The organism is Granulicella rosea, assembly GCF_900188085.1.
Taxonomy (GTDB): domain Bacteria; phylum Acidobacteriota; class Terriglobia; order Terriglobales; family Acidobacteriaceae; genus Edaphobacter; species Edaphobacter rosea.
Window position 1 is genome coordinate 290,319 of the sequence record NZ_FZOU01000005.1, and the last position, 20,750, is coordinate 311,068.

12 protein-coding genes are annotated in these 20,750 nt (G+C 65.4%); 5 read left to right on the plus strand and 7 right to left on the minus strand.

The genetic code is table 11. The features are described 5' to 3' along the window. Window positions 1–133 precede the first annotated feature (133 nt). The 6 genes from CHB87_RS15225 to treS all read right to left on the minus strand — a co-directional run bounded on the left by CHB87_RS15225 (window position 134) and on the right by treS (window position 9,392). Window positions 134–589 (minus strand): (2Fe-2S)-binding protein, encoded by a 456-nt coding sequence (locus tag CHB87_RS15225; RefSeq protein WP_089409285.1) that lies wholly within the window; start codon window positions 587–589, stop codon window positions 134–136. After that, complete coding sequence (locus CHB87_RS15230; RefSeq protein ID WP_089409286.1) at window positions 586–2,931, minus strand: xanthine dehydrogenase family protein molybdopterin-binding subunit; 2,346 nt, start codon at window positions 2,929–2,931, stop codon at window positions 586–588. Before CHB87_RS15230 ends, CHB87_RS15225 begins: the two co-directional genes overlap by 4 nt. A gap of 62 nt (window positions 2,932–2,993) precedes the next feature. Then, window positions 2,994–3,557: a hypothetical protein gene (locus CHB87_RS15235; RefSeq protein WP_089409287.1), complete on the minus strand. Its 564-nt coding sequence runs from the start codon at window positions 3,555–3,557 to the stop codon at window positions 2,994–2,996. A gap of 193 nt (window positions 3,558–3,750) precedes the next feature. Further along, window positions 3,751–4,587 carry a hypothetical protein gene (locus CHB87_RS15240; RefSeq protein ID WP_245818023.1) on the minus strand — a complete coding sequence of 279 codons (837 nt, stop codon included), beginning with the start codon at window positions 4,585–4,587 and terminating at the stop codon, window positions 3,751–3,753. Between the two features lie 69 nt (window positions 4,588–4,656). Continuing rightward, window positions 4,657–5,865 carry a hypothetical protein gene (locus CHB87_RS15245; RefSeq protein ID WP_089409288.1) on the minus strand — a complete coding sequence of 403 codons (1,209 nt, stop codon included), beginning with the start codon at window positions 5,863–5,865 and terminating at the stop codon, window positions 4,657–4,659. 44 nt (window positions 5,866–5,909) lie between these two features. Beyond that, a complete protein-coding gene (treS, locus tag CHB87_RS15250; protein ID WP_089409345.1) occupies window positions 5,910–9,392 on the minus strand; it encodes a maltose alpha-D-glucosyltransferase in 3,483 nt (1,160 codons plus the stop codon). Between the two features lie 160 nt (window positions 9,393–9,552). Between treS and CHB87_RS15255 the strand changes: the two genes are divergently transcribed. The 4 genes from CHB87_RS15255 to CHB87_RS15270 all read left to right on the plus strand — a co-directional run bounded on the left by CHB87_RS15255 (window position 9,553) and on the right by CHB87_RS15270 (window position 16,418). Continuing rightward, window positions 9,553–11,385 (plus strand): S8 family serine peptidase, encoded by a 1,833-nt coding sequence (locus CHB87_RS15255; RefSeq protein WP_176441793.1) that lies wholly within the window; start codon window positions 9,553–9,555, stop codon window positions 11,383–11,385. A 94-nt stretch (window positions 11,386–11,479) separates the two neighbouring features. Beyond that, on the plus strand, window positions 11,480–12,577 hold the full coding sequence (locus CHB87_RS15260) for an FUSC family protein (RefSeq protein WP_089409290.1): 1,098 nt from the start codon (window positions 11,480–11,482) through the stop codon (window positions 12,575–12,577). Between the two features lie 205 nt (window positions 12,578–12,782). Next, window positions 12,783–14,510: a zinc-binding metallopeptidase family protein gene (locus CHB87_RS15265; protein WP_217897059.1), complete on the plus strand. Its 1,728-nt coding sequence runs from the start codon at window positions 12,783–12,785 to the stop codon at window positions 14,508–14,510. 231 nt (window positions 14,511–14,741) lie between these two features. Continuing rightward, a complete protein-coding gene (locus tag CHB87_RS15270; RefSeq protein WP_089409291.1) occupies window positions 14,742–16,418 on the plus strand; it encodes a S8/S53 family peptidase in 1,677 nt (558 codons plus the stop codon). 216 nt (window positions 16,419–16,634) lie between these two features. Here the strand turns inward: CHB87_RS15270 and CHB87_RS15275 are convergent, their stop codons facing one another. Then, window positions 16,635–18,689 carry an alpha-1,4-glucan--maltose-1-phosphate maltosyltransferase gene (locus tag CHB87_RS15275; RefSeq protein ID WP_089409292.1) on the minus strand — a complete coding sequence of 685 codons (2,055 nt, stop codon included), beginning with the start codon at window positions 18,687–18,689 and terminating at the stop codon, window positions 16,635–16,637. Window positions 18,690–18,880: 191 nt separating this feature from the next. Between CHB87_RS15275 and CHB87_RS15280 the strand changes: the two genes are divergently transcribed. After that, the gene (locus tag CHB87_RS15280) at window positions 18,881–20,743 is read left to right on the plus strand and encodes a glycoside hydrolase family 15 protein (RefSeq protein ID WP_425432486.1); all 1,863 of its coding nucleotides are present in this window, start codon (window positions 18,881–18,883) and stop codon (window positions 20,741–20,743) included. Window positions 20,744–20,750 lie beyond the last annotated feature (7 nt).

Genomic DNA, 20,750 nt, shown 5'->3' on the forward strand with positions numbered 1-20,750 from the left:
CGTTCTCCTAAGTACAAATGTTCGGGCGCCCCGTCCTTCCAGCTTCATCGGAAGGGTGGGACGTAAGAGGTTCGGGCGGTGTACGTCCCACCCTTCGCTCAAAAAGCGAGCGAAGAATGGGGCACCCCGGCATTTAGGCCAACTTGGCTGCCGCTTCCACCGCCGCGAAGATGCGACTGTACCCGGTGCAGCGGCAGAGATTGCCCGCCAGCCCCTCCTGGATCTGCGGCAGCGTGGGCTGCGGATACTTGTCGAGTAGATGCTTCGTCGCGAGGATCATGCCCGGCGTGCAGATGCCGCACTGCGCGCCGCCCTCTTCGAGAAAGCACTGCTGGATCGGCGCAAGCTGCTCGCCGATGGCGACGCCCTCGATCGTGCCGATCTCGACGCCCTCGGCCTGCAGCACGGGGATGAGGCAGGAGTTCGCCAGCACGCCGTCAAAGAGCACCGAGCAGGAGCCGCATTCGCCTTCGCCACAGCCTTCCTTCACGCCGGTCAGGTGCAGGTCTTCGCGCAGCACGTCGAGCAGCCGCTTCATGGGTGGTACGTCGACGGTATAGGGCTTGCCGTTGATGTTGAGTTCGATCATGCGACCACCTCCGCTTCGACGCGGGTGTCGCGGTCGACTGCCGGTTCCAAAGCCTCTGATCCTGTGTCGCTGGTGCGGGTCATGCGTTCGAAGATATCCTCCGGCAGCAGGGGAATCGTGTTGAACGCGATTCCCGTAGCATTCAAGACCGCGTTCAAAATGGCCGGGGCTGGCCCATCCATCGGCAGCTCGCCGATGCCCTTCGCGCCGAAGGCGCCCTGTACGCTCGGCGTCTCTTCGAAGTGGACATGGATCGGCGGCAGGTCGGCGCTCGTCGGCATGATGTAGTTGGTCATCTGGTTGTTCATCATGCGGCCGTTCTTGTACTCGCATTTCTCGTAGATGGCGTAGCCGATGCCCTGGGCGACGCCGCCCTGGATCTGGCCCTCGGCGAGGATCGGGTGCAGCACTTTGCCGACCTCCTGCAGGGCGTGGAAGTCGGTGACGGTGGCTTGGTAAGTTCTCGTATCCACTGCCACTTCAGCGACATAGACCGCCCAGGCATAGGCCGGGTAGGCGTCGCCCTTGTACTTCTCGTCGTCCCAGAAGATCTCGCCGACGGGCTCGTACCGCGCGCTCACCTTGCACTCGCCGTGTTCGGCCAGGTAGGCGATCGCGCCGGCCTGAAACTCCTCCGGCGTATAGCCTCGCGGGACATAGCCGGAGTTGGTCAGCGTCAGGCACAGGCTGCGCGAGGCGCGCTCGACCAGCTTGCCCACCACCATCGTCGTGCGGCTGGCGACGGTCGGGCCGGAGTCCGGCACATGGCCCGTGTCTGGTTGCGCGATTACGATGGCTTCGTACGGCAGGTTCAGCGCCTGCGCCGCCACCTGGCTGATGACGGTGTTCGTGCCCTGGCCGAACTCGGTCGAACCCATCAGCACGCGCGGCCGGCCGTCGGGCGTCAGGTCGATCTCGACCAGCGAGTTCAGGCGGCGTTCGCCGGAGCCGGTGAATCCCGAGCCGTGGAAGAAGCTCGCAAAGCCCAGCCCGCGCTTGATCGGGTCGGTCTTATTCGACTCCGCATAACGGGCGATTTTGGCATGATAGTCGGCTTCCTTGAGCGCGCGGGTCAACAGCGCCTGCATGTCGACCGGCTCCAGCAGATGCTGGCCCGTCGCGGTCTGGTCGCCTGTCTTCAGGAAGTTGCGGCGGCGGAACTCCTCCGGAGTCAGGCCGAGGACGCCCGCGATCTTGTCCATGTGGCGTTCGAGCGCGAAGAGCGACTGCGGCGCCCCAAAGCCGCGAAACGCCCCGTGCGGCGCAATGTTGGTCGCCATGGCCTTCGCCCGGACGATCAGGTGCGGCCAGTGGTAGGGCCCGGCGGCGTGGATCGTGCCGCGCGAGAGCACGACCGGCGACAGCGTCGCATACGCCCCGCCGTCGATGGCGAAGTCGATCGTTCCGCCGAGAATCCTGCCGTCCTTCGACACCGCCGTGCGGTGCCGCGTGCGCGACGGATGGCGCTTGGTCGTGCCGACCATGTCCTCGCCGCGGTCGTAGCAGATCTTCACCGGGTGGCCGCACTTCATCGCCAGCAGCGCCGCATGCGACGCGATGACCGACGGAAAGTCCTCCTTGCCGCCGAAGGCGCCGCCGGTCTCGGTCTGGATGACGCGGCACTTCTCGCGCGGCAGGTCGAAGACCAGCTCCAGCGCGTGGACGACGTAGTACGGACACTGCATAGACCCCTGCACCTTGACGCCCTCGTCGCCCAGGTACTCGCCGATGATGCCGTTGTTCTCGATGTAAAGCTGCTCCTGCGCGCCGGTGTGGTACTCGCCCTCGATGATGAAATCGGCTGCGGCGAAGGCCTCATCGGGGTCTCCGTTCTGTAGCAGGTAGGTCTTGAAGGTGTTCTTCAGATGGTGGTGATGCGCGACGTCGGCAGGGTTTGGATTCCAGACCTGCGGGCCGTCCTCGGCCTCGGACTCCTCGATCGTAAAGACCGCCGGGTAGACCTCGTACTCGATCTTCACCGCCGCGACAGCCGCCGGGAGAACCCGCTTGTCCGGATGCGCCAGCAGCAGGATCGGCTCATCCGGGTGGTTGATATACTCGGCCGCCAGGCAGGGATGATCCTTCGTCAGGTGGACGATCGTGTTCTCGCCCGGAATATCCTTCGCCGAGACGATGGTGAACTCGTGCCACGGAATCTCAGGCGGAAAGCTGATTGAGAGAATGCGTCCGCGCGCGATGTTGGAGCGGACGGTCGCGCCGTACCACATCTCCGGCATGGTGATGTCGTCAACGTAGCGCGCCTGGCCAAGCACCTTGGCGCGGCCTTCTTTGCGGATGGGGTTCGAGCCTACAAGCTGAGCGGGTTGGATTGTTTCCGGCATGGGAATGATTCGTAAGGATAGTACGAATCAGCCGCCACGTCATCCAAAAATCACGCCGCGTGTCAGCCGGGCAGGCCGTCGAGCTCCAGCCACGCGCCCAGCTCTGGCCGCTGCGGGAGTTCGCCACATGCGTTCAACTGCCGCACGAGCGCGAGACGGCTGCCGATCTGGCGCAGGTTGCGAAGCTCCTGCGCAGTCAGCGGCTCGTCGCCATCCATGCGCACGGTCATCTTCTTCGCGACGCAGGAGCAGAACGGCAGGCCGCCGACGAACCAGTCCGCGACATACTCTCGGTCGAGCACGGAGTCGGCCGAGCGTGAACCCAGCTTCTCGATCCATCGGACGCGGAGGCGCATCTCTTCGAGTTCGGCGATATGACGATAGCGACCGCCTTCGTACCCGGCCAGCAGGGCGGCGGCGCGAATCGCCAGCACGGCCCATGCCAGATCGATCTCCATCCGAGCGCGAGCGCCCACCGCTTCGAGCGCCATCAGACGTTCGAAGCCGCTGGCGGAGGAATCGGCCTCAAGCTCGCGCAGCCACTCGTCCCACTGCTCGAGGGGGACGTCCGCGCGTGGCGCAACGCGTTCGGCGGCGAGTTCCGTGCAGATAATGGGCAAAATCATCCTCGGCTAAAGATCCATCGGCCAAAAACGGAAGTTCATCAGGTCTTTGGCGGGACCTCAGCTCTGGGATGGGGAAGGGGCCGCGACGGAACCGGCAGCGTGATCCAATGCTATGCGCTGCTGGCTCCGATACCTAGCCATTTCTCGGCTAAGTTACCTAAGTTTTCAAAGAGTTACGAACTGGGGATCACGCCTAAAAATGTCGCAGCGACTCGCCCGCCTCCGCGGCAGGCGTTGGGGCGACCGCCTCCGGCGCGCGCTCGACGTTCCGCTCCAGGCTCCGGCTGACGATCTCCCGCGAACCCAGCCCAACCGCCAGCGACAACGTCAGCACGATGCCGCCGAAGAGAATGCCAAACGCCAGCTCGACCACCAGGCCGCCGATTTGCAGATGGTCGAGCACCATCGCGGCCGTCAGCACCAGCACCAGCCACTTCACGCCAAGCGAAAGGAAGCGCGCATACTGCAACTGCGCGTTCACCGCGCCGATCAGCACCGAGCGAGCGAGAAAACGCGCGATCAGGTTGCCGGCGAAGAAGAGCAGCAGCGCGCCGACCGAGTGAGTCAGGTAGGGCAGCAGGAAGAGCGCCACCTGCGAGCTGCCGGTGTACGCCGAATCGAAGGCCGAGATGCCGATCACGCAGCCCAGCAGTACGAATCCCCAGAAGGCCGTGCGCGCCACCAGCGCCGTCGGGCTATGCGAGGGCGCCCAGTCCTGCAGGTTCGGGATGACGGACGAGCTCTTCCCGTTGCCGACGCGGTCGTCGAACTTGATCGCCGTCAGCACCTTGCGCAGGATGAACGCCGCCAGCGCGCCGATACCCGTAAACAAGGCCAGCGCGATGATGAGCGCGACGACGCCAGGCAGGAAGTGCGCCAGGTTTTCAAGCACCCGCTGGGTCGACTGCGTCAGCGCGGAGGTGATCTGCTGCCACCAGGACTGGTCCACGACGACCGGCTGACCATAGTTGCTGTACTGCACGGGCTGGCCGGTGCTGTCGACCTGAAGCGCGGTCATAAGGTGATTCATGCTGTGCCACATAGGTTTGTTCTCCTGGTTGCGGGGCGCGTGTCAGCGCTCTGGGAGCTTCGATGAAATTTACGGGTTGAAACGATCCGGCCAGCGCCAGCGCGAGACCAGGTATGGCTTGTCGGCCTCGAAGGCGGTGGCGAGGGTTTCGATGTGCTTCTCCGGGGCGACGCCGGTGTCGACCAGTTGCAGATGCGAGGCGACCCATGCGAGATACAGCGGGGTCAGCGCGCCGAGCAGGTGGCCTCGGTTCAGCGTGCGCAGCCGGTAGGCGAGGATGAAGTCGTAGACGATGCGCGCCCACAGCGCATCCGGCATGCGGAAGGCGTTGGGCGGCGCCTGAGAGAGCCGCTTCAGCCCCAGCAGCGAGGCCGGCGGCAACACCAGCGACCACAGCTCGTGCAGGTTCGTATAGGCCAGCCGAAACGTGTCGAGCATCGGCTTCACATCGGCGGGCGCGTCGTTCGGTGGAATGGTCTGCATCTGCACCAAGCGAGGCTGCAGATTGCGTGCTCGCTGCCAGAAGGCCGCTTTGGCGTCGACGTCGGCGAAGAGCGAGCCTGCGATCATTCCCAGCAAACCGTTCAGGTCGAGCCCGGCTGGCGGCGGCAGAACGCGAGCGCCGGCCTCGACCTCCTGAATGCTGAAGCCCGCCAGCGCCGCCTCGGCCACGGGCCACAGCAGCGCATCCGGCTGATTGCCCGCGGTGTAGCGTCCGGCGACCGTCGCCAGCTTCTCCGCCATCCGCAGCGAAAGACCCAGGTCGACCGCCAGCGGAAAGCGCGGCCGCACGCCATAGAGCGCGCGGGTGACCGGGTAGAGGATCGCCGAGTTCACCAGACCCTCACGCGGTCCCAGGTCGTAGCAGGCAACCGTCAGGTCGGTCTTCGCCTCGACCGACATGGCTAGCGAGCGCAACGCGTCGACCGAGAGGCTTTGCGTCTCGCCGCCCAGCAGCAGCACGCTCTGCGCCTGGTTCTTCTGCGCCAGCTCGTAGGCATTGACGAAGTCGGCCGCGGCCAGCACCCAGGGGCTGGCGCTGGCGTTCACCGGCGTGTACGGTACGACGCGCAGACTGCTGCCGGAGGGCAGCGTCTGCGCGCCGTCCGGCGTGGTGACGAGCAGCGGCCGGCCGGGAAAGGCCTCGGTCAGATGCGCCAGCGTCGCTTGCAGAGAGTCCGGCGGCAGCGACGGCAGGCTAACGAGAAGGCCTGCGTCCCGCTCGGTCTGCGCGCCCGGATGACTCGATAGATCGGGTGTGGTGTTGGTGGTCGCCATTGCTTCTGCTTTCCTGTTGCGTGAGCCTTCTTGCTGGGCTGGAATTACTTCTCAAGCGCAAGGATACCGGCAAGCGGGATTCGTACCCAGTCCGGACGATTGTTCAGTTCGTACAGTAGCTCATACAGCGCCTTTTCGAGCAGGTAAGCATTCAGCAGCGCCTGCGCGCGGGGCGCCGAGGGGATGAGTCCGCGCTTAGCCGAGACCGTCTCTGACCACGCTCGCAGAAAGGCGGTCGAGACTGTGTTCTGCCACAGCTTCGCCCAGGGTTCCAGGCTGCGCGACTCCGCCGGACGCGTTTTCGCAAAGGCGTCGAGGCCGGAGTAGGCCGCGTAGCTGAAGGACCGCAGCATCCCAGCCACGTCCTTCAGCGGAGACTGCTTGCGGCGGCGCTCTTCGAGCGTGCGCGCCGGTTCGCCCTCGAAGTCGAGGATCACATAGTCCTGATCGGGAGTCCGCAGCACCTGGCCGAGATGGTAGTCGCCGTGGATGCGCGTACGCATGCCGGACTCCGCCGCCCCCGACGCCGTGCCGGTGATGGCGTGCGCGCGGGCGTACAGCTCGATGCGCCGGCTCAGCAGCAATGCCGCTGCATCGGCGGTAAGATCCTTCAACTGGGCGAGTCCACGCTTCAACGCCTCGAGCGTGCTGGTGATCTGCACGTCGATCCGGCGGGCGTCGATGTCCAGGTCGTCGCCCGAGAAGTGCTCCGCGGCGAACGCCGGATCGGTGGTCTCGGTCGCGAGCGCGAGGTGCATCTCGCCGGTGCGCCTGCCCAGCAGCGCCGCGGCCTCGATCGATGCAGCCGCATAAGCCGTCGCATCGGAGGGGATCGAAGCGTCATTCAGGAAGCTGGGCGCGCAGCCCGTGTCGGACGGACCGGCAACACTGGCAACGGACGTGTAAAACTGCGCAAGCTGTTCGAGGAACCACGCCCAGCCGTCGCCCTCGTTCGCCACCAGCCCCTGCAGCATGGCGATGGTGGTTGGCTGGCCGTCCGGGCCGATCATGTCCAGCTCGCCGAGGAAGGGCGCGATGTGCGGGTAGTGAGCGACGTCGGTCAGGAAACGGCCGATCTCGGTGTCGGGATTTTCGCCCGGCTGCAGGCGGCGGAAGAGCTTCATGATGAGCTTGCCGCCATACAAGATGCTGGTGTTCGACTGCTCCGCCGAGCCCGTGCGAGAGACGAGCGCACCCGTACCGCGCACCCCGGCGAAGGCTGAACTCTTCCGTCCCGAGATCGTTCCGGCGGGCTTCGGCTCCAGTTTTTCCGCAGCCGCCGGCGGCACAGCCTCACCCGGCTGCGCGCTCAGCGAGGCGGGCGCCGCAGCCTCGGTCGCCACGGTCACGGGATCGCGCATCGGCAGCGAACTTTCGGCTTCGATCAGGCTCAACAGCGACTCGCGCAGATCCTTGCGGTTGACCGCGTCATAGAGCAGCGCCGGACCCTCCGCCGTGGGCAGCTTCAGCAGGATGGAGTTCGGCGCGGCTGCCTGAATGGCGTCCGCATCCGGCCCCGTCGAGAGCGCCAGTGGAAGCTGATAGGTGTGGGTCTCGCCGTCCGTATAGCTGATGCTGAGGTAGAAGAGCGCAGCGGGGGGAGTTCCGGCGCCGGGCAGCTCCGCCCAGTCGAGAATCCTGATCGTCTGCACCACGCGCGACTTCGCGCCGAACCAGCGCTGGCGCAGCAGGTACGCGGGCAGCGCCGTCTCGATGCTGGCGAGCGTCGCGCCGGTCAGCAGCGTGGCCCAGATTGTCGTCGCAAGGTCAAGCAGCGGCGTGGCCTCGGCGTGCGCCGCTGCGTCAACGGTCGCAAGCACGGCGGCCTCGGGCGAAAGCTCCAGCGAGGCGTCGACGGTCGGCGCGGCCTGCAGCTCCAGCCACAAGAAAGAGTAGGGCGACAGCGTCACCGCGTAAGGCGCCGCTTCGATCTTCGGGAAGGGCACATAGCCCAGCATCTCGACCGGCGCCATGCCCTCGTACTCCTTCAGGTCCAGCGAGCAGGGCTGCGCGAAGCGCGAGAGATTCGCCACGCAGAGAACGATCTCGTTCGAACCATCCTCCCGCTCCAGCTTGCGCAGGTAGGCGAGAATCTTGCGGTTGTCCGGGTTCAGGAAGGTCAACGTGCCGCGTCCGAAGACCTGGAACAGCTTGCGCAGCGCGATCATGTTGCGCGTCCAGTGCAGCAGGCTCGACTGGTCCGAAAGCTGCGCCTCGACGTTCACCACCTGGTACCCGTAGATCGGGTCCATGACAACCGGAAAGTAGAGCCGAGCCGGGTCGCAGCGGCTGAAGCCGGCGTTACGATCGCTGTTCCACTGCATCGGCGTGCGAACGCCGTTGCGGTCGCCCAGATAGATGTTGTCGCCCATGCCGATCTCGTCGCCGTAGTACATGATCGGCGTGCCGGGAAAGCTGAGCAGCAGCGAGTTCAGCAACTCGATGCGACGGCGGTTGTTGTCGACCAACGGCGCCAGCCGCCGGCGGATGCCGACGTTGATGCGCATGCGCGGGTCGGCCGAATACGCCAGATACATATAGTCGCGCTCGTCGTCGGTCACCATCTCCAGCGTCAGCTCGTCGTGGTTGCGCAGAAAGAGGCCCCACTGGCAGTTCGCAGGAATCTCCGGCGTCTGCGCCATGATGTCGGTGATGGGCAGGCGGTCTTCCTGCCGCAGCGCCATATAGATACGCGGCATCAGCGGAAAGTGGAAGGCCATGTGGCACTCGTCGCCGTCGCCGAAGTACGGGCGTACGTCGGCCGGCCACATGTTGGCCTCGGCCAGGATCGTGCGGTTGCCGTACTCCCCGTCGATGACCGCGCGAATCTCCTTGATCTTCACGTGCGTCTCGGGCACGTTCTCGCAGTTGGTGCCGTCGCGTTCGATCAGGTAGGGAATCGCATCCAGCCGCAGCGCGTCCACGCCCATGTCGAGCCAGAAGCGCATCGCCGTCAGCACCTCCTGCATGACGCGCGGATTGTCGAAGTTCAGGTCCGGCTGGTGCGAGAAGAAGCGATGCCAGTAGAACGCCTTCGCCTGATCGTCCCATGTCCAGTTGGACTTCTCGGTGTCGGTGAAGATGATGCGAACGCCGTCGTAGAGCTTGTCCGTATCGGACCAGACGTACATCTCGCGCTCGGGCGAACCTGGCGGCGCAAGCCGTGCCGCCTTGAACCACGGGTGCTGGTCGGAGGTGTGGTTGATGACCAGCTCGATCATCACCTGCATCCCGCGCAGATGGGCCGCGTCGAGGAACTTGCGGAAGTCGTCCAGCGTGCCGTACGACGGGTTCACATCGACATAGTTGGCAATGTCGTATCCGTCGTCGCGCAGCGGCGAGGGAAAGAAGGGCAGCAGCCAGATGCAGGTGACGCCGAGATCCTGCAGGTAGTCCAGCCGGGACATCAGGCCGCCGAAGTCGCCGATGCCGTCGCCGTTCGAGTCCGCGAAGGCGCGCACGTGCAACTCGTAGATGATGGCGTCCTTATACCAGAGGGGATCGGTCGCGCTGCCAGTCTTCTTCACGTTCACTCGTTGATCTCCCCTCCGTAGGATGCGGATTTGGAGTGGCAGGGAAGCGGCGCTGTGTGGGTTGCCGTATAAAAAATGGCGGCGGCGAAAAGAAAAGGCTAGACTTGACCCAATTCCCCCAGTAGGACCCATCCCGCCTCCGAGAAATAGACCGATGACCCTTCGCCGCGCTGCCGTACTCGCCGCCCTTATGCTGTCCGCCGCCACCGTCGTCGCCCAGAAGAAGGTCGTCAAGAGCCAGGACGACCTGCCGCGCTTCAGCTACCCTGTCTCCGGCACGGCGACCGAGCTGCTTCAATCCGACGACGCCACCTTCAACGTCTTCGCGGCGAAGGTGAAGGCCGACGTCGACTCCGTCCTCGCCAACTATGAGATTGAGGATCACGCCACGCTGCGTTCGTTGCTGGAGACGCGCAACGCCCTGCAGTTGCTGGCCGGCGACGAGAAGGGCGCGCTCGAGACGCTGGCGCAGGTTCGCGACCTCGAAGACAAACCCGACGCAAAACTGCTCGCCGGCGTGCGGACCAGGGCGATGATCCAGGCGCATGCCGACACCGGCAAGACCTCCGGCCCGGACTTCCTGCAGGCCTACGGCAAGGACTACTACACGGCGCTCTCGGCGCTGCCCTGGGCGGTGGTCGGCAACCGGGTGAAGGAGGCGAAGAGCAGCGCGCAGCTCGCCAGCGAACAGCTTTACCTGGGCAGTGTGCAGGCCGGCATCGAGCCGGCGGTGGCGAAGACGCACGCGCTCAGCAGCGACCTGGCCTGGGGGCTCATCAATCTGCGTTATGCGATCAAGGTCGTGCTGCCGTTGAAGGACGTGACCGTCGCCGTCCTGACCAGGGACGTGGCGGCCAACAATGTGCCGAAGCCCGACATCTGGGAGTCGCGCGAGGTGACGTTGACCGCCGCCGACAAGCTCACGCCGGTCAACGTCGCCATCTGGGATTCGGGCTCGGACCTCGCCCTCTTTCCCGGCCGCGTCTACACCGACCCGCACCCCAAGGCGCCGGCCGAGGCGCACGGCCTGGCCTTCGACCTGAAGGCCTTCCCGACGACCGGCTACCTGCTGCCCCTCGACGCCGCGCAGGCGAAGGAGTATCCGGGCATGCGCGACGAACTGAAGGGGCTCTCGGACATGGAACTCTCGATCGACAGCCCCGAGGCCACGGCGCTGAAACAGAAGTTCGCCTCGCTGAAGGCCGCGGAGGTTCCGGCGTTCATCGAGAGCCTCGAGTTCTACAGCATCTATTCGCACGGAACGCATGTGGCGGGTATCGCTTCGCGCGGCAACCCGGCCATCCGGCTGGCCGCGGCGCGCATCACCTTCGACTGGCACAACGTGCCGCTCGCGCCGACCGACGAGCTGGTTGCGCGCAGCGCTGTCGCGACGAAGGCCTACGTCGCGTGGTTCAAAGCCCACGGCATCCGCGTGGTGAACATGAGCTGGGGCGGCGGACCGCACGACTACGAGGTCGCGCTTGAAAAGAACGGCCTCGGCAAGGACCCGGCGGAGCGCAAGGCGCTTGCGCAGAAGTTCTTCAAGGTCGACCACGACACGCTGTACGAGGCGATCAAAAGCGCGCCCGAGGTGCTCTTCATCTGCGCTGCCGGCAACGCGGACAGCAACAGCACCTTCAACGAGATGATTCCTTCGGGCTTGAAGCTGCCCAACCTGCTCACGGTCGGCGCCGTCGACCAGGCGGGCGACGAGGCCAGTTTCACCAGCTACGGCGACACCGTGCTGGTCGACGCGGACGGCTATCAGGTGGAGTCGGTCCTGCCCGGCGGCGCGAAGGTGCGCTTCTCCGGCACCTCGATGGCCTCGCCCAACACGGTCAATCTCGCGGCGAAGCTGCTGGCGCTCGACCCGAAGCTGACGCCCGAGCAGGTCATCCACCTGATCGTCGCCGGCGCGACCGCCAGCGAGGACGGCCGCCGCCACAACATCAACCCGAAGGCCTCGGTTGCGCTGCTGAAGAAGTAGCTTCGCACGCCGATACCGATGGACGCCCCGCCCCTTGCCGCCGTATGGTGAGAGTCGGGGCGTTTGCCGTTGCTCGCCTCGCATCCAACGACTCATGGCCTCGTCCACCACAACCTCGCCCGCACCCGAGGCCGTCGCGCCCAGGCCCTACCTCGCCGACCTGTATACCTTCGACTGGACGAAGCTGTGCCTGCACAACTCGACCGTCAGCACGGTTGCGCCGGCCGTCTGCCTGATCGGCGGCGTGCTGATCGGGCATCCCTCGGCGGGTCTGATCGCCGGCGGCGGCGCGGTCACCATCGGCTTTGGCATCAACCAGCGCATCGCGGACTCGCGTCTCGCGCCCATGCTCGCGGCGACGCTCTGGATGTTCGTCGCCACCTTCATCGGCATGTGGGGCGGACACCATGGCGCGACGCTGCTCGTCACCTCGGCCATCTTCGCCTTCGCCTACGGCATTCTGACCGCGCAGGCCTCGGGCGTCGCCTGGGTCGGGCAGCAGGCGGCGATCGCGCTCTTCGTCTCGTCGGCCTTTCCCGCCGGACCCCGCGCCGCATTCGAACGCGCCTCGCTGACGCTGCTGGGCGGCGCGATCCAGATCGTCATCATCACGTTGTGGGACCGCCTGCTGCCGGAGCTGCGCGCCCAGCTCAAGCTCGATCGCCACGAGATGGTCGCCTACCTGCGCACACTGCCCAAGGCGCTGCCGGAGCTGCCGCGCTCGGCCAGCTTCGTCTATGCCGTTCGTCTCACCCTGACGGTGCTGATCGCCTCCGAGGCCTACCGGCGGTGGGGCGTCCAGTCCGGCTACTGGATCCCCATGACCGCGCTGCTGGTGCAGAAGCCCGCCTTCTTCGAGACCCTTACCCGCGCCCTGCTGCGCGTCGCCGGTACGCTGACCGGCGCGGTGCTGTGCTCGCATCTGCTGGTCTATATCCATCCGAACCCGATCTGGCTGGCCATCCTTGCGACCGGCTTCGCCTTCCTCGGCTACGCGACGGTCTCGGTGAACTACGGCCTCTACAGCCTGTTTCTGACCAGCTACATCGTCTTCCTGCTCTCGCTCAACTCGCTGCCCGCGGCGGTGGTGGCGCATCGCCGCGCGGTTTGCACGCTGGCCGGCGGGCTGATCGCGCTGGCGCTGCATCTGGACGGATTGCGCCGTCACAGGGCGCAACAAAGCGCCACTTAGACTGCCGCATTCGCACAAACCGGGAGCCGACGCCGAATATGTGCGCCCACCTTGAATGCTCCGGCCAAATCGGCCACAATACACCTGTCCCCGTCGACAAACTTTTGCGCCCACCCGGGCGCCCCACGATCGCCAGGCCAGAGGCTTGGGCTATCGTGGGGTCAGTCCCTCCGCCTCAAGCCAGCAACCCAGGAGAGAACCAAAGATGTCGACCCCCAAGCCAAACCGCCTCTGGCTCCGCACCCTCGCCACAGGCCTGCTGCTCGCCTGCGCCGCCTCGACCTTCGCGCAGGGACGCCGCGGCGCCGCCGCCCCCGAAGCTCCCACGCCGCTGCCGCCCGACACCCCCGCGCTGATCGCGATGAAGAAGGAGGCGGCCACCAAGGTTGACGCCGAGGCCAAGCAGATTCAGGTCATGGTCGACACCGTCTTCAGCTACTCGGAGCTGGGTTACCACGAGGTCCACTCCTCGGCGTATCTCTCGGGCGTGCTCGAAAAGAACGGCTTCAAGGTGGAGCGCGGCATCGCCGGCATCCCGACGGCGTTCATGGCGACGTGGGGCGAGGGCAAGCCGGTCATCGCGCTCGGTTCGGACGTCGACTGCATCCCCCAGGCCTCGCAGAAGCCCGGCGTGGCGTATCACGATCCCATCGTCGCCGGCGCGCCCGGCCACGGCGAAGGCCACAACTCCGGCGTGCCGCTGAACATCGCCGCCGCGCTCGCGGTCAAAGAGATCATGCAGAAGAACCACATGAAGGGCACCATCAAGGTCTGGCCGGGCATCGCCGAGGAGCTGCTGGGCGGCAAGGCCTACCTCGTCCGCGCCGGCTACTTCAAGGATGTGGACGCGGTGCTCTTCGCGCACGTGGGCAACAACCTGGGCGTCAGCTACGGCGGCTTCCACACGCTGGGCGCGGTGTCGGTGCGCTTCGACTTCGTGGGCGAAAGCTCGCACGCTTCGGTCGCTCCGTGGCGTGGACGCTCGGCGCTCTCGGCGGTCGAGCTGATGGACGTGGGCTGGAGCTTCAAGCGCCAGTTCCTGCGTCCGGTGCAGCGGTCGCACAACGTCATCGTGAACGGCGGCGACCAGCCGAACGTCGTGCCGTCGAACGCCAGCAACTGGTACTACTTCCGCGAGGCCACCGCGCCGGCGGTCCGCACGCTGTGGGACACGGGCGAGAAGATGGCGCAGGGCGCGTCCATCATGAGCAGCACGACCTATAGCTCGACCGTGCTGGGCAGCGCATGGCCCGGCTGGTTCAACAAAGCCATCGCCGAGGCCGAGTACGCGAACATCGAGAAGGTCGGCCTGCCCACCTGGTCGGCCGACGACCAGGCGCTCGCCAAGGGCATCCAGCATGAGCTGAAGGTGCCCGAGGTCGGCCTCGACACCGAGCTCTCGAAGCTGGGTATGCCCGGTACCGAGGCGGCTTTCACCGGCGGCCCGTCCGACGATATCGGCGACGTAAGCTGGAACGTCCCGACCATCGTCCTTGGCTACCCGTCGAACATCCCCAACCTGCCCGGCCACAACTGGGCCAACGGCATCGCCATGGCGACGCCCATCGCGCACAAGGGCGTGGTCGCGGGCGCGAAGGCGCAGGCCATGACGCTGCTCGACCTGATGACCAAGCCCGAGTTGCTGACCGCCGCATGGGACTACTTCAACAACGTGCAGACGAAGGAGATCAAGTACGCCCCCTTCATCCGCCCGACCGATATGCCGCACACCGAGCTGAACACGGCGATCATGGATAAGTACGCGCCGCAGCTCGAGAAGTATTACTACGACTCGTCGAAGTACGGCACGTATCTCGAACAGCTCGGCATCAAGTACCCGACGCTGCGGCCCACCACGGCCAGCGTCGCGGAGCCGGACGCCAGCTCGAACGAGATGGAAGACAACCTCGCCGCGGCCATGTCGACGAAGTAGCCGACGCAATCGGAGCAGTTGTTCAAAAGCCTCATGGCCTTCCCGAAGCAGGGAAGGCCATGAGGCTTTTTGCGCCCTTGTTGGCATGGAGGCGGGCGATTCCTCTCAATTGGGAGAAATCGCGCAGACTCGATCATCTTTCAAGACTTATACATATTCGATCCGTTACAGTTCGGACCACGGGCCAAGATTGCATTTCCATCCTTCTATCAAGATCGGAGTCGTGCCCTCATGCTTCATCACAGCGGAAAACTTCTCGTCAAGGTCGTCAATCGCTCCTTCGCCGCTGTCATGGGCGGACCGAACGCCCTCACGATCAACCGCTTCACGACCCGCGCTCTTTCGCCCCTTCCTGCGGCGCCTGCCTTCGACGCAAACGCCATCGGCGATCAGTGGTTGCAGGCGACCCCCGCTGCCGGCGCCGCCTACCAGAACCCGTGGGATCTGGCTCACCAGACCGCATCGGCCCAAGGCTACGCCGAGTTCATGGAGCCGGATCTGCTCAACCTTCCGGCCACGCCATTGCCCGTTCCGGCAAGCCAGGAGGCCGACCCGAGCTGGCCGCCCGCCACCTTCGTCTCTCCGGCGTGGCATCTGCAGGACGGGTTCACCGGATTCCTCGACGTACGGGCGCAGGCGACCGGTAAGGGCGTCCGCATCGCCCATCTCGACACCGGATACGCGGATCAGCATGTCTCGAAGCCAAGGAATCTGCGGCCCGATCTGGGCTGGAACTTCTACGAAGGAAACAGCAGCACGATCGATCCCGCGACCACGGGTCTGCTCGACAATCCGGGCCACGGACCCGCGACCATCGCCATTCTCGCCGGCAACACGGTGAGCCTGGCGGACGGCGGCCAGATCTACAACGGCGACTTCGGCGGCGCGCCGGACGCGGAGGTGGTCCCTGTCCGCGTCGGCCCGTCGGTGGTCCACTTCTATACGGCGGCGGTGGCGCAGGGGTTGAACTGGGCCATCGCGCCGGCAAACGACACCGCCAACCGCTGCGATGTGGTCACGCTGAGCCACGGCGGCGTGCCCTCGGCCGCCTGGGCCGACGCCGTCAACGCATGCTACGACGCGGGCATCGTCGTCGTAGCCGCCTCGGGCGACAACGTCTCCGTCGTGGTCCCCTTACCCACGCATTCGACCGTCTATCCGAGCGCCTTCGGCCGGGTGATTACCGTCACCGGAGCGACCTACGATAAGACTCCCTACGTGACGCACGGCATCGGCAAGATGCAGGGCAACTGGGGGCCGGACATCGTCATGAAAAAGGCGGTGGCGTCCTTTACGCCCAATATCGCGAAGATGGTGCTGGGTACGACGAACGGCTTCTACATGAACTTCGGGGGCACCTCGGCCTCCACCCCGCAGGTCGCCGCGGCCTGCGCGCTTTGGATACAGCTTTACGGCGCCAGCTATCCCGCGAACTGGCAACGTGTGGAGGCCTGCCGGCTGGCGCTCTTCGAATCCGTCCAGAACCCCGGCGCGGATACGGAGCACATCGGCCGCGGCATTCTCAACGTGCCCGCCATGCTGGACTCCGCGCTTGCGGCACGCATCCAGGCCCTCATGGCAGGCGGCACGGTGCAGCCCATGCAACCGGACTCCGTCTCCTTCGGCTTCTGGCGCACGCTCTTCAACATCGCGCCGCCGAACAGCGCCGAGGACGCCATGTACGATCTGGAGGTCGCACAGATCCTGCACCGGTCGACCCAGCCTGAACTCGCAACCGCGTTTCTGAACTACACGAACACGGGCGTCATCGATCCCACGCAGGCGCCGCGTCTGCGGACCCTGCTCGCGGCGGAGCCGGATATCTCCAATGCACTGACAGCGAAGATCGCGGCGATCCAGGCTGCGCCGCCGGCTCCCGTTCCGGTCGTGCCGCCTCCTGCGGGCTAATCTCGCAACGGGCAACCGCAAACTTCGTCATTTCGACCGGAGCGAAGCGAAGTGGAGAAACCCCCGTATTTGCCCATGCCGTTGTCTGTTATTCGAACTAAGAACAAACAACCGCAAGAGCGAATACGGGGGTCTCTCCGCTGCGCAGCGGACGATACAACCGTCCGCTGCTTCGGTCGAGATGACGGGCATGTGTGGTGACTTGGTCGGCCCGCATCATCCCTGCCGCTCCACCAGAAACACATGCGCCGGCTGCACATCCGGTCGCAGCGAGACGAAGTTGCTGCGGTCGTGCCAGGTGTAGCTCACGCCGGTCAGCAGGTCTTCGACGACGAAGTTCTGGTCGTACGGAATCCCCAGCCGCTTCAGGTCCAGGTCGATCCAGCCGGCCTGCTCCTGCGTCGGGTCCAGGTTCACCGCGACGAGGATGATGTCCTCGCCCGCATCGCCATTCGGCGCGGACTTCGAGTAGCAGAGCAGGTTCGGGTTGTCGACCGGGTGGAAGTAAAGCGTTGCATTCGTCTGCAGCGCCGGGTGAGCGCGGCGGATGTGGTTCAGCGCGGAGACCAGCGGCGCGATCGTGTGCGGCGCCTTCGTGTCGCGCTGGCGAATCTCATACTTCTCCGAGTCCATATACTCTTCGGACTCGGTCTTGCCCGGGCTGGGCTTGGCTGGCGCGTTCTCGCCCAGTTCGTACGCCGGACCGTAGATGCCGTAGTTCGCCGTCAGCGTCGCGGCCAGAATGACGCGCTGCATGAACGCCGGCCGTCCGTAGTTCTGCAGGAAGGCGTGCAGGATGTCCGGCGTGTTGGGCCAGAAGTTCGGCCGGAAGAAGTCCGCCACCGGCGGCCGCGTGATCTCTTCGAGATACGCCTGCAGATCCGCCTTGGTCGTCCGCCAGGTGAAGTAGGTATACGACTGCGTATAGCCCGCCTTGGCCAGCGAGTACATGACGTGCGGCCGGGTGAAGGCCTCGGCCAGGAAGATCACCTCGGGGTAGCGCGCGTGCAGCGCCGTGATGACCCACTCCCAGAAGGGCAGACCCTTGGTGTGCGGGTTGTCCACGCGGAAGACCTTCACGCCGCGCAGAATCCAGAACTCGAAGACCGAGTAGAGCTCGTCCCACAGGTTCTGCCAGTCGGGCGACTCGAAGTTCAGCGGGTAGATGTCCTGATACTTCTTCGGCGGGTTCTCCGCATACTGGATCGAACCGTCGGGCCGGATGATGAACCAGTCCGGATGCTCCTTCACCCACGGGTGATCGGGCGCGCACTGGAAGGCGATGTCGAGCGCCAGCTCCAGCTTGTTCGCCTCGGCCGCCGCGACCAGGCGGTCGAAGTCGTCCAGCGTACCCAGCAGCGGATGGATCGCCTTGTGCCCGCCCTCCTTCGCGCCGATCGCCCACGGGCTGCCGTGGTCGCCTTCGGCCGCGGTGGTGGAGTTGTTCTTGCCCTTGCGGAAGGCCGTGCCGATGGGATGAATCGGCGGCATATAAAGGATGTCGAAGCCCATCGCCGCGATCTCCGGCAGCAGGCGCTCGACGTCCTTCAGCGTGCCATGCTGGCCGGGGATGGGCGAGGTCGAGCGCGGGAAGAGCTCGTACCAGCTCGAAAAGCGCGCGCGCACGCGGTCGACCCAGACGGTCAGCTCGCCCCCGGCGGAGGTCTTGTCGCTGCGCGTGGCGAACTGCAGATCGGGATACTTCGTCACGAGATCGAGAATCTGCTGTGTAATGGGATTCTCGTAGACCTCGACGTTCTTCTCCGCCATCCAGCGCAGCGATTTGGCGACCTCGTCTAACTGCTTGCTGTGGTCGCCATTCGCGCGTTCGGCGGCGCGGTCGATCAGCAGGGCGCCGGTCCGCAGGGCCAGCGGGATATCCTGCGGGACCGAGCCGGCGGCTGGGCTCGCCGGGTTCGGCTGCGCGTCCAGACGCTTCTGCAGGTCGCTGCACCAGGTGTCGAAGTGGTCGATCCAGCCGAGGATGTAGAACTGCCACGTGCCGAGTTTGCCGGCCTCGAAACTAGCCGACCAGAGGTCGTTGTTGGTCGGCAGCATGGGCGTAAACTGCCACTCGCCTTCGACGCCGTGGCGGTAGTAGAGCCGCGCGGCGAGGTGGTCGTGACCGTCGGCGAAGATAGCGGCGGAGACGGTGACGGTGTCGCCAAGCACGCGCCGTGCGGGGTGCCGGCCGGCGTCGACCTGCGGGGTGATCTCTTCGATGACGACGCGGCTGCGTCCCTGGACGGGCTTCGGTACGGCTGGCTTCATGGGGTCGTTCCTATCCTGATATCTATCTCTGAAAGCTCGTTATAAATGTTGCGAAGACTGAAGTTTGTTCATCCGGGCAAACTGGCAAATCGCACACAGGCAGATTTCCGGCATCCAACGTACAGATGCGGAATGACCACACCAAGGTTACTCTCGCAACGCGAATTCAGGTTGAAGGAAGGATGTACCCGGTGCCCGAAAAGTCTACCCGAGGCAAAGGCCCTCTGCACGCAGGCCCGATTGAGGACTACGCCGTCATCGGCGACTGCGAGACCGCCGCGCTGGTCTCGCGCACCGGTTCGATCGACTGGCTCTGCTGGCCCAGCTTTTCGTCGCCCGCCTGCTTTGCCGCGCTGTTGGGCACGGCCGATCACGGCTACTGGAAGCTGGCGCCCGAGAACGCGAAGGCGAAGGCCAGCCGTGTCTACGAACCGGATACGATGATCGTCGTGACGACCTTCGAGACCTCCGGCGGCAAGGTCTCGGTCACGGACTTCATGCCCCCGCGCGGCAAGTATTCGGATGTGGTCCGCATCGTCGAAGGCGTGAGCGGCAAGGTGAAGATGCGGATGGAGCTCGCCATCCGCTTCGACTACGGCCGGACGATCCCCTGGGTGACGCACGAAAATGGCGGACTGCACGCCATCGCGGGCGGGGACATGGTCACGCTGCGTACGGACGTCCCGCTGAAGGGCGAGGGCATGTCGACCGTCGCGGAGTTTACCGTGAAGCAGGGCGAGCGGGTTGAGTTCACCCTGACCTACTCCAGCTCCATGAGCCCCTCGCACTCGAACAAGACGGGCAACGACAAGGTCGAGCTGCCGAAGAAGATCGACGTCCGCCAGGCCCTGAAGGATACGCGCGGCTTCTGGGAGGAGTGGACCAGCCGCAACACCTACGAGGGGCCGCACGCCGCCGTCGTCAAGCGCTCGCTGATGGTGCTGAAGGCGATGACCTACCGGCCATCGGGCGGCGTCGTTGCAGCGGTCACCACGTCTCTACCGGAAAAGATCGGCGGCCAGCGCAACTGGGACTACCGCTATTGCTGGCTGCGCGACACCTCGTTCACGCTGCTGGTGCTGCTGCAGGCCGGCTACCGCGAAGAGGCCGAGGCCTGGCGCCGCTGGCTGCTGCGCGCCATCGCCGGCGCGCCCGGTCAGTTGCAGTCCATCTACGGCATCTGCGGCGAGCGCGAGCTGACCGAGTGGGTCGCGGACTGGCTGCCGGGATACGAGAATTCAACGCCGGTCAACATCGGCAACGGCGCGGCGAACCAGTTTCAACTCGACGTCTTCGGCGAGGTCGCCGCCGCGCTCTCGCGCACGCCCGAGGCCGATGGCGACATCAAAGTCTCGGCCAGCGCCCTGCAGGCCCAGTTGATCGACCACCTCTGCAAGGTCTGGGTCGAGCCGGACGAGGGCATCTGGGAGACGCGCGGCGGACGCAAGCACTTCACCCACTCGAAGGTCATGGCCTGGGTCGCGCTCGACCGCGCCATCAAGCACTACGAGCAGTACGACGGCGGCGGCGACATCAAACGCTGGCGCAAGAATCGCGACATGCTGCACCGGCAGATCTGCGACAAGGGCTTCAACAAGAAGCTCAACAGCTTCACCCAGTACTACGGCTCGAAGGAGCTGGACGCATCCTTGCTGCGCATCGTGCTCGTCGGCTTCCTGCCGCCGGACGACCCGCGCATCCTCGGCACCATCGCCGCGATCGAGAAGAACCTGATGCAGGACGGCTTCGTGATGCGGTACAACACGCGCAAGTCCTCCGACGGCTTGCCGCCGGGCGAGGGTGTCTTCCTCGCCTGCAGCTTCTGGCTGGTCACGAATCTCTGGTTGACCGGCCGCCAGGACGACGCGAACAAGCTCTTCGAGCGGCTGGTCGAGCTGTCGAACGACGTCGGCCTGCTGAGCGAGGAGTACGACCCCAAGGCGAAGCGCATGCTCGGCAACTTTCCGCAGGCGCTGTCGCACATCGCGCTCGTGCATGCGGCGTTTGCGATGTCGGGTGCGTGGAAGCCGGAGCCCTATACGCCGGCGAGGTAAATGTTTT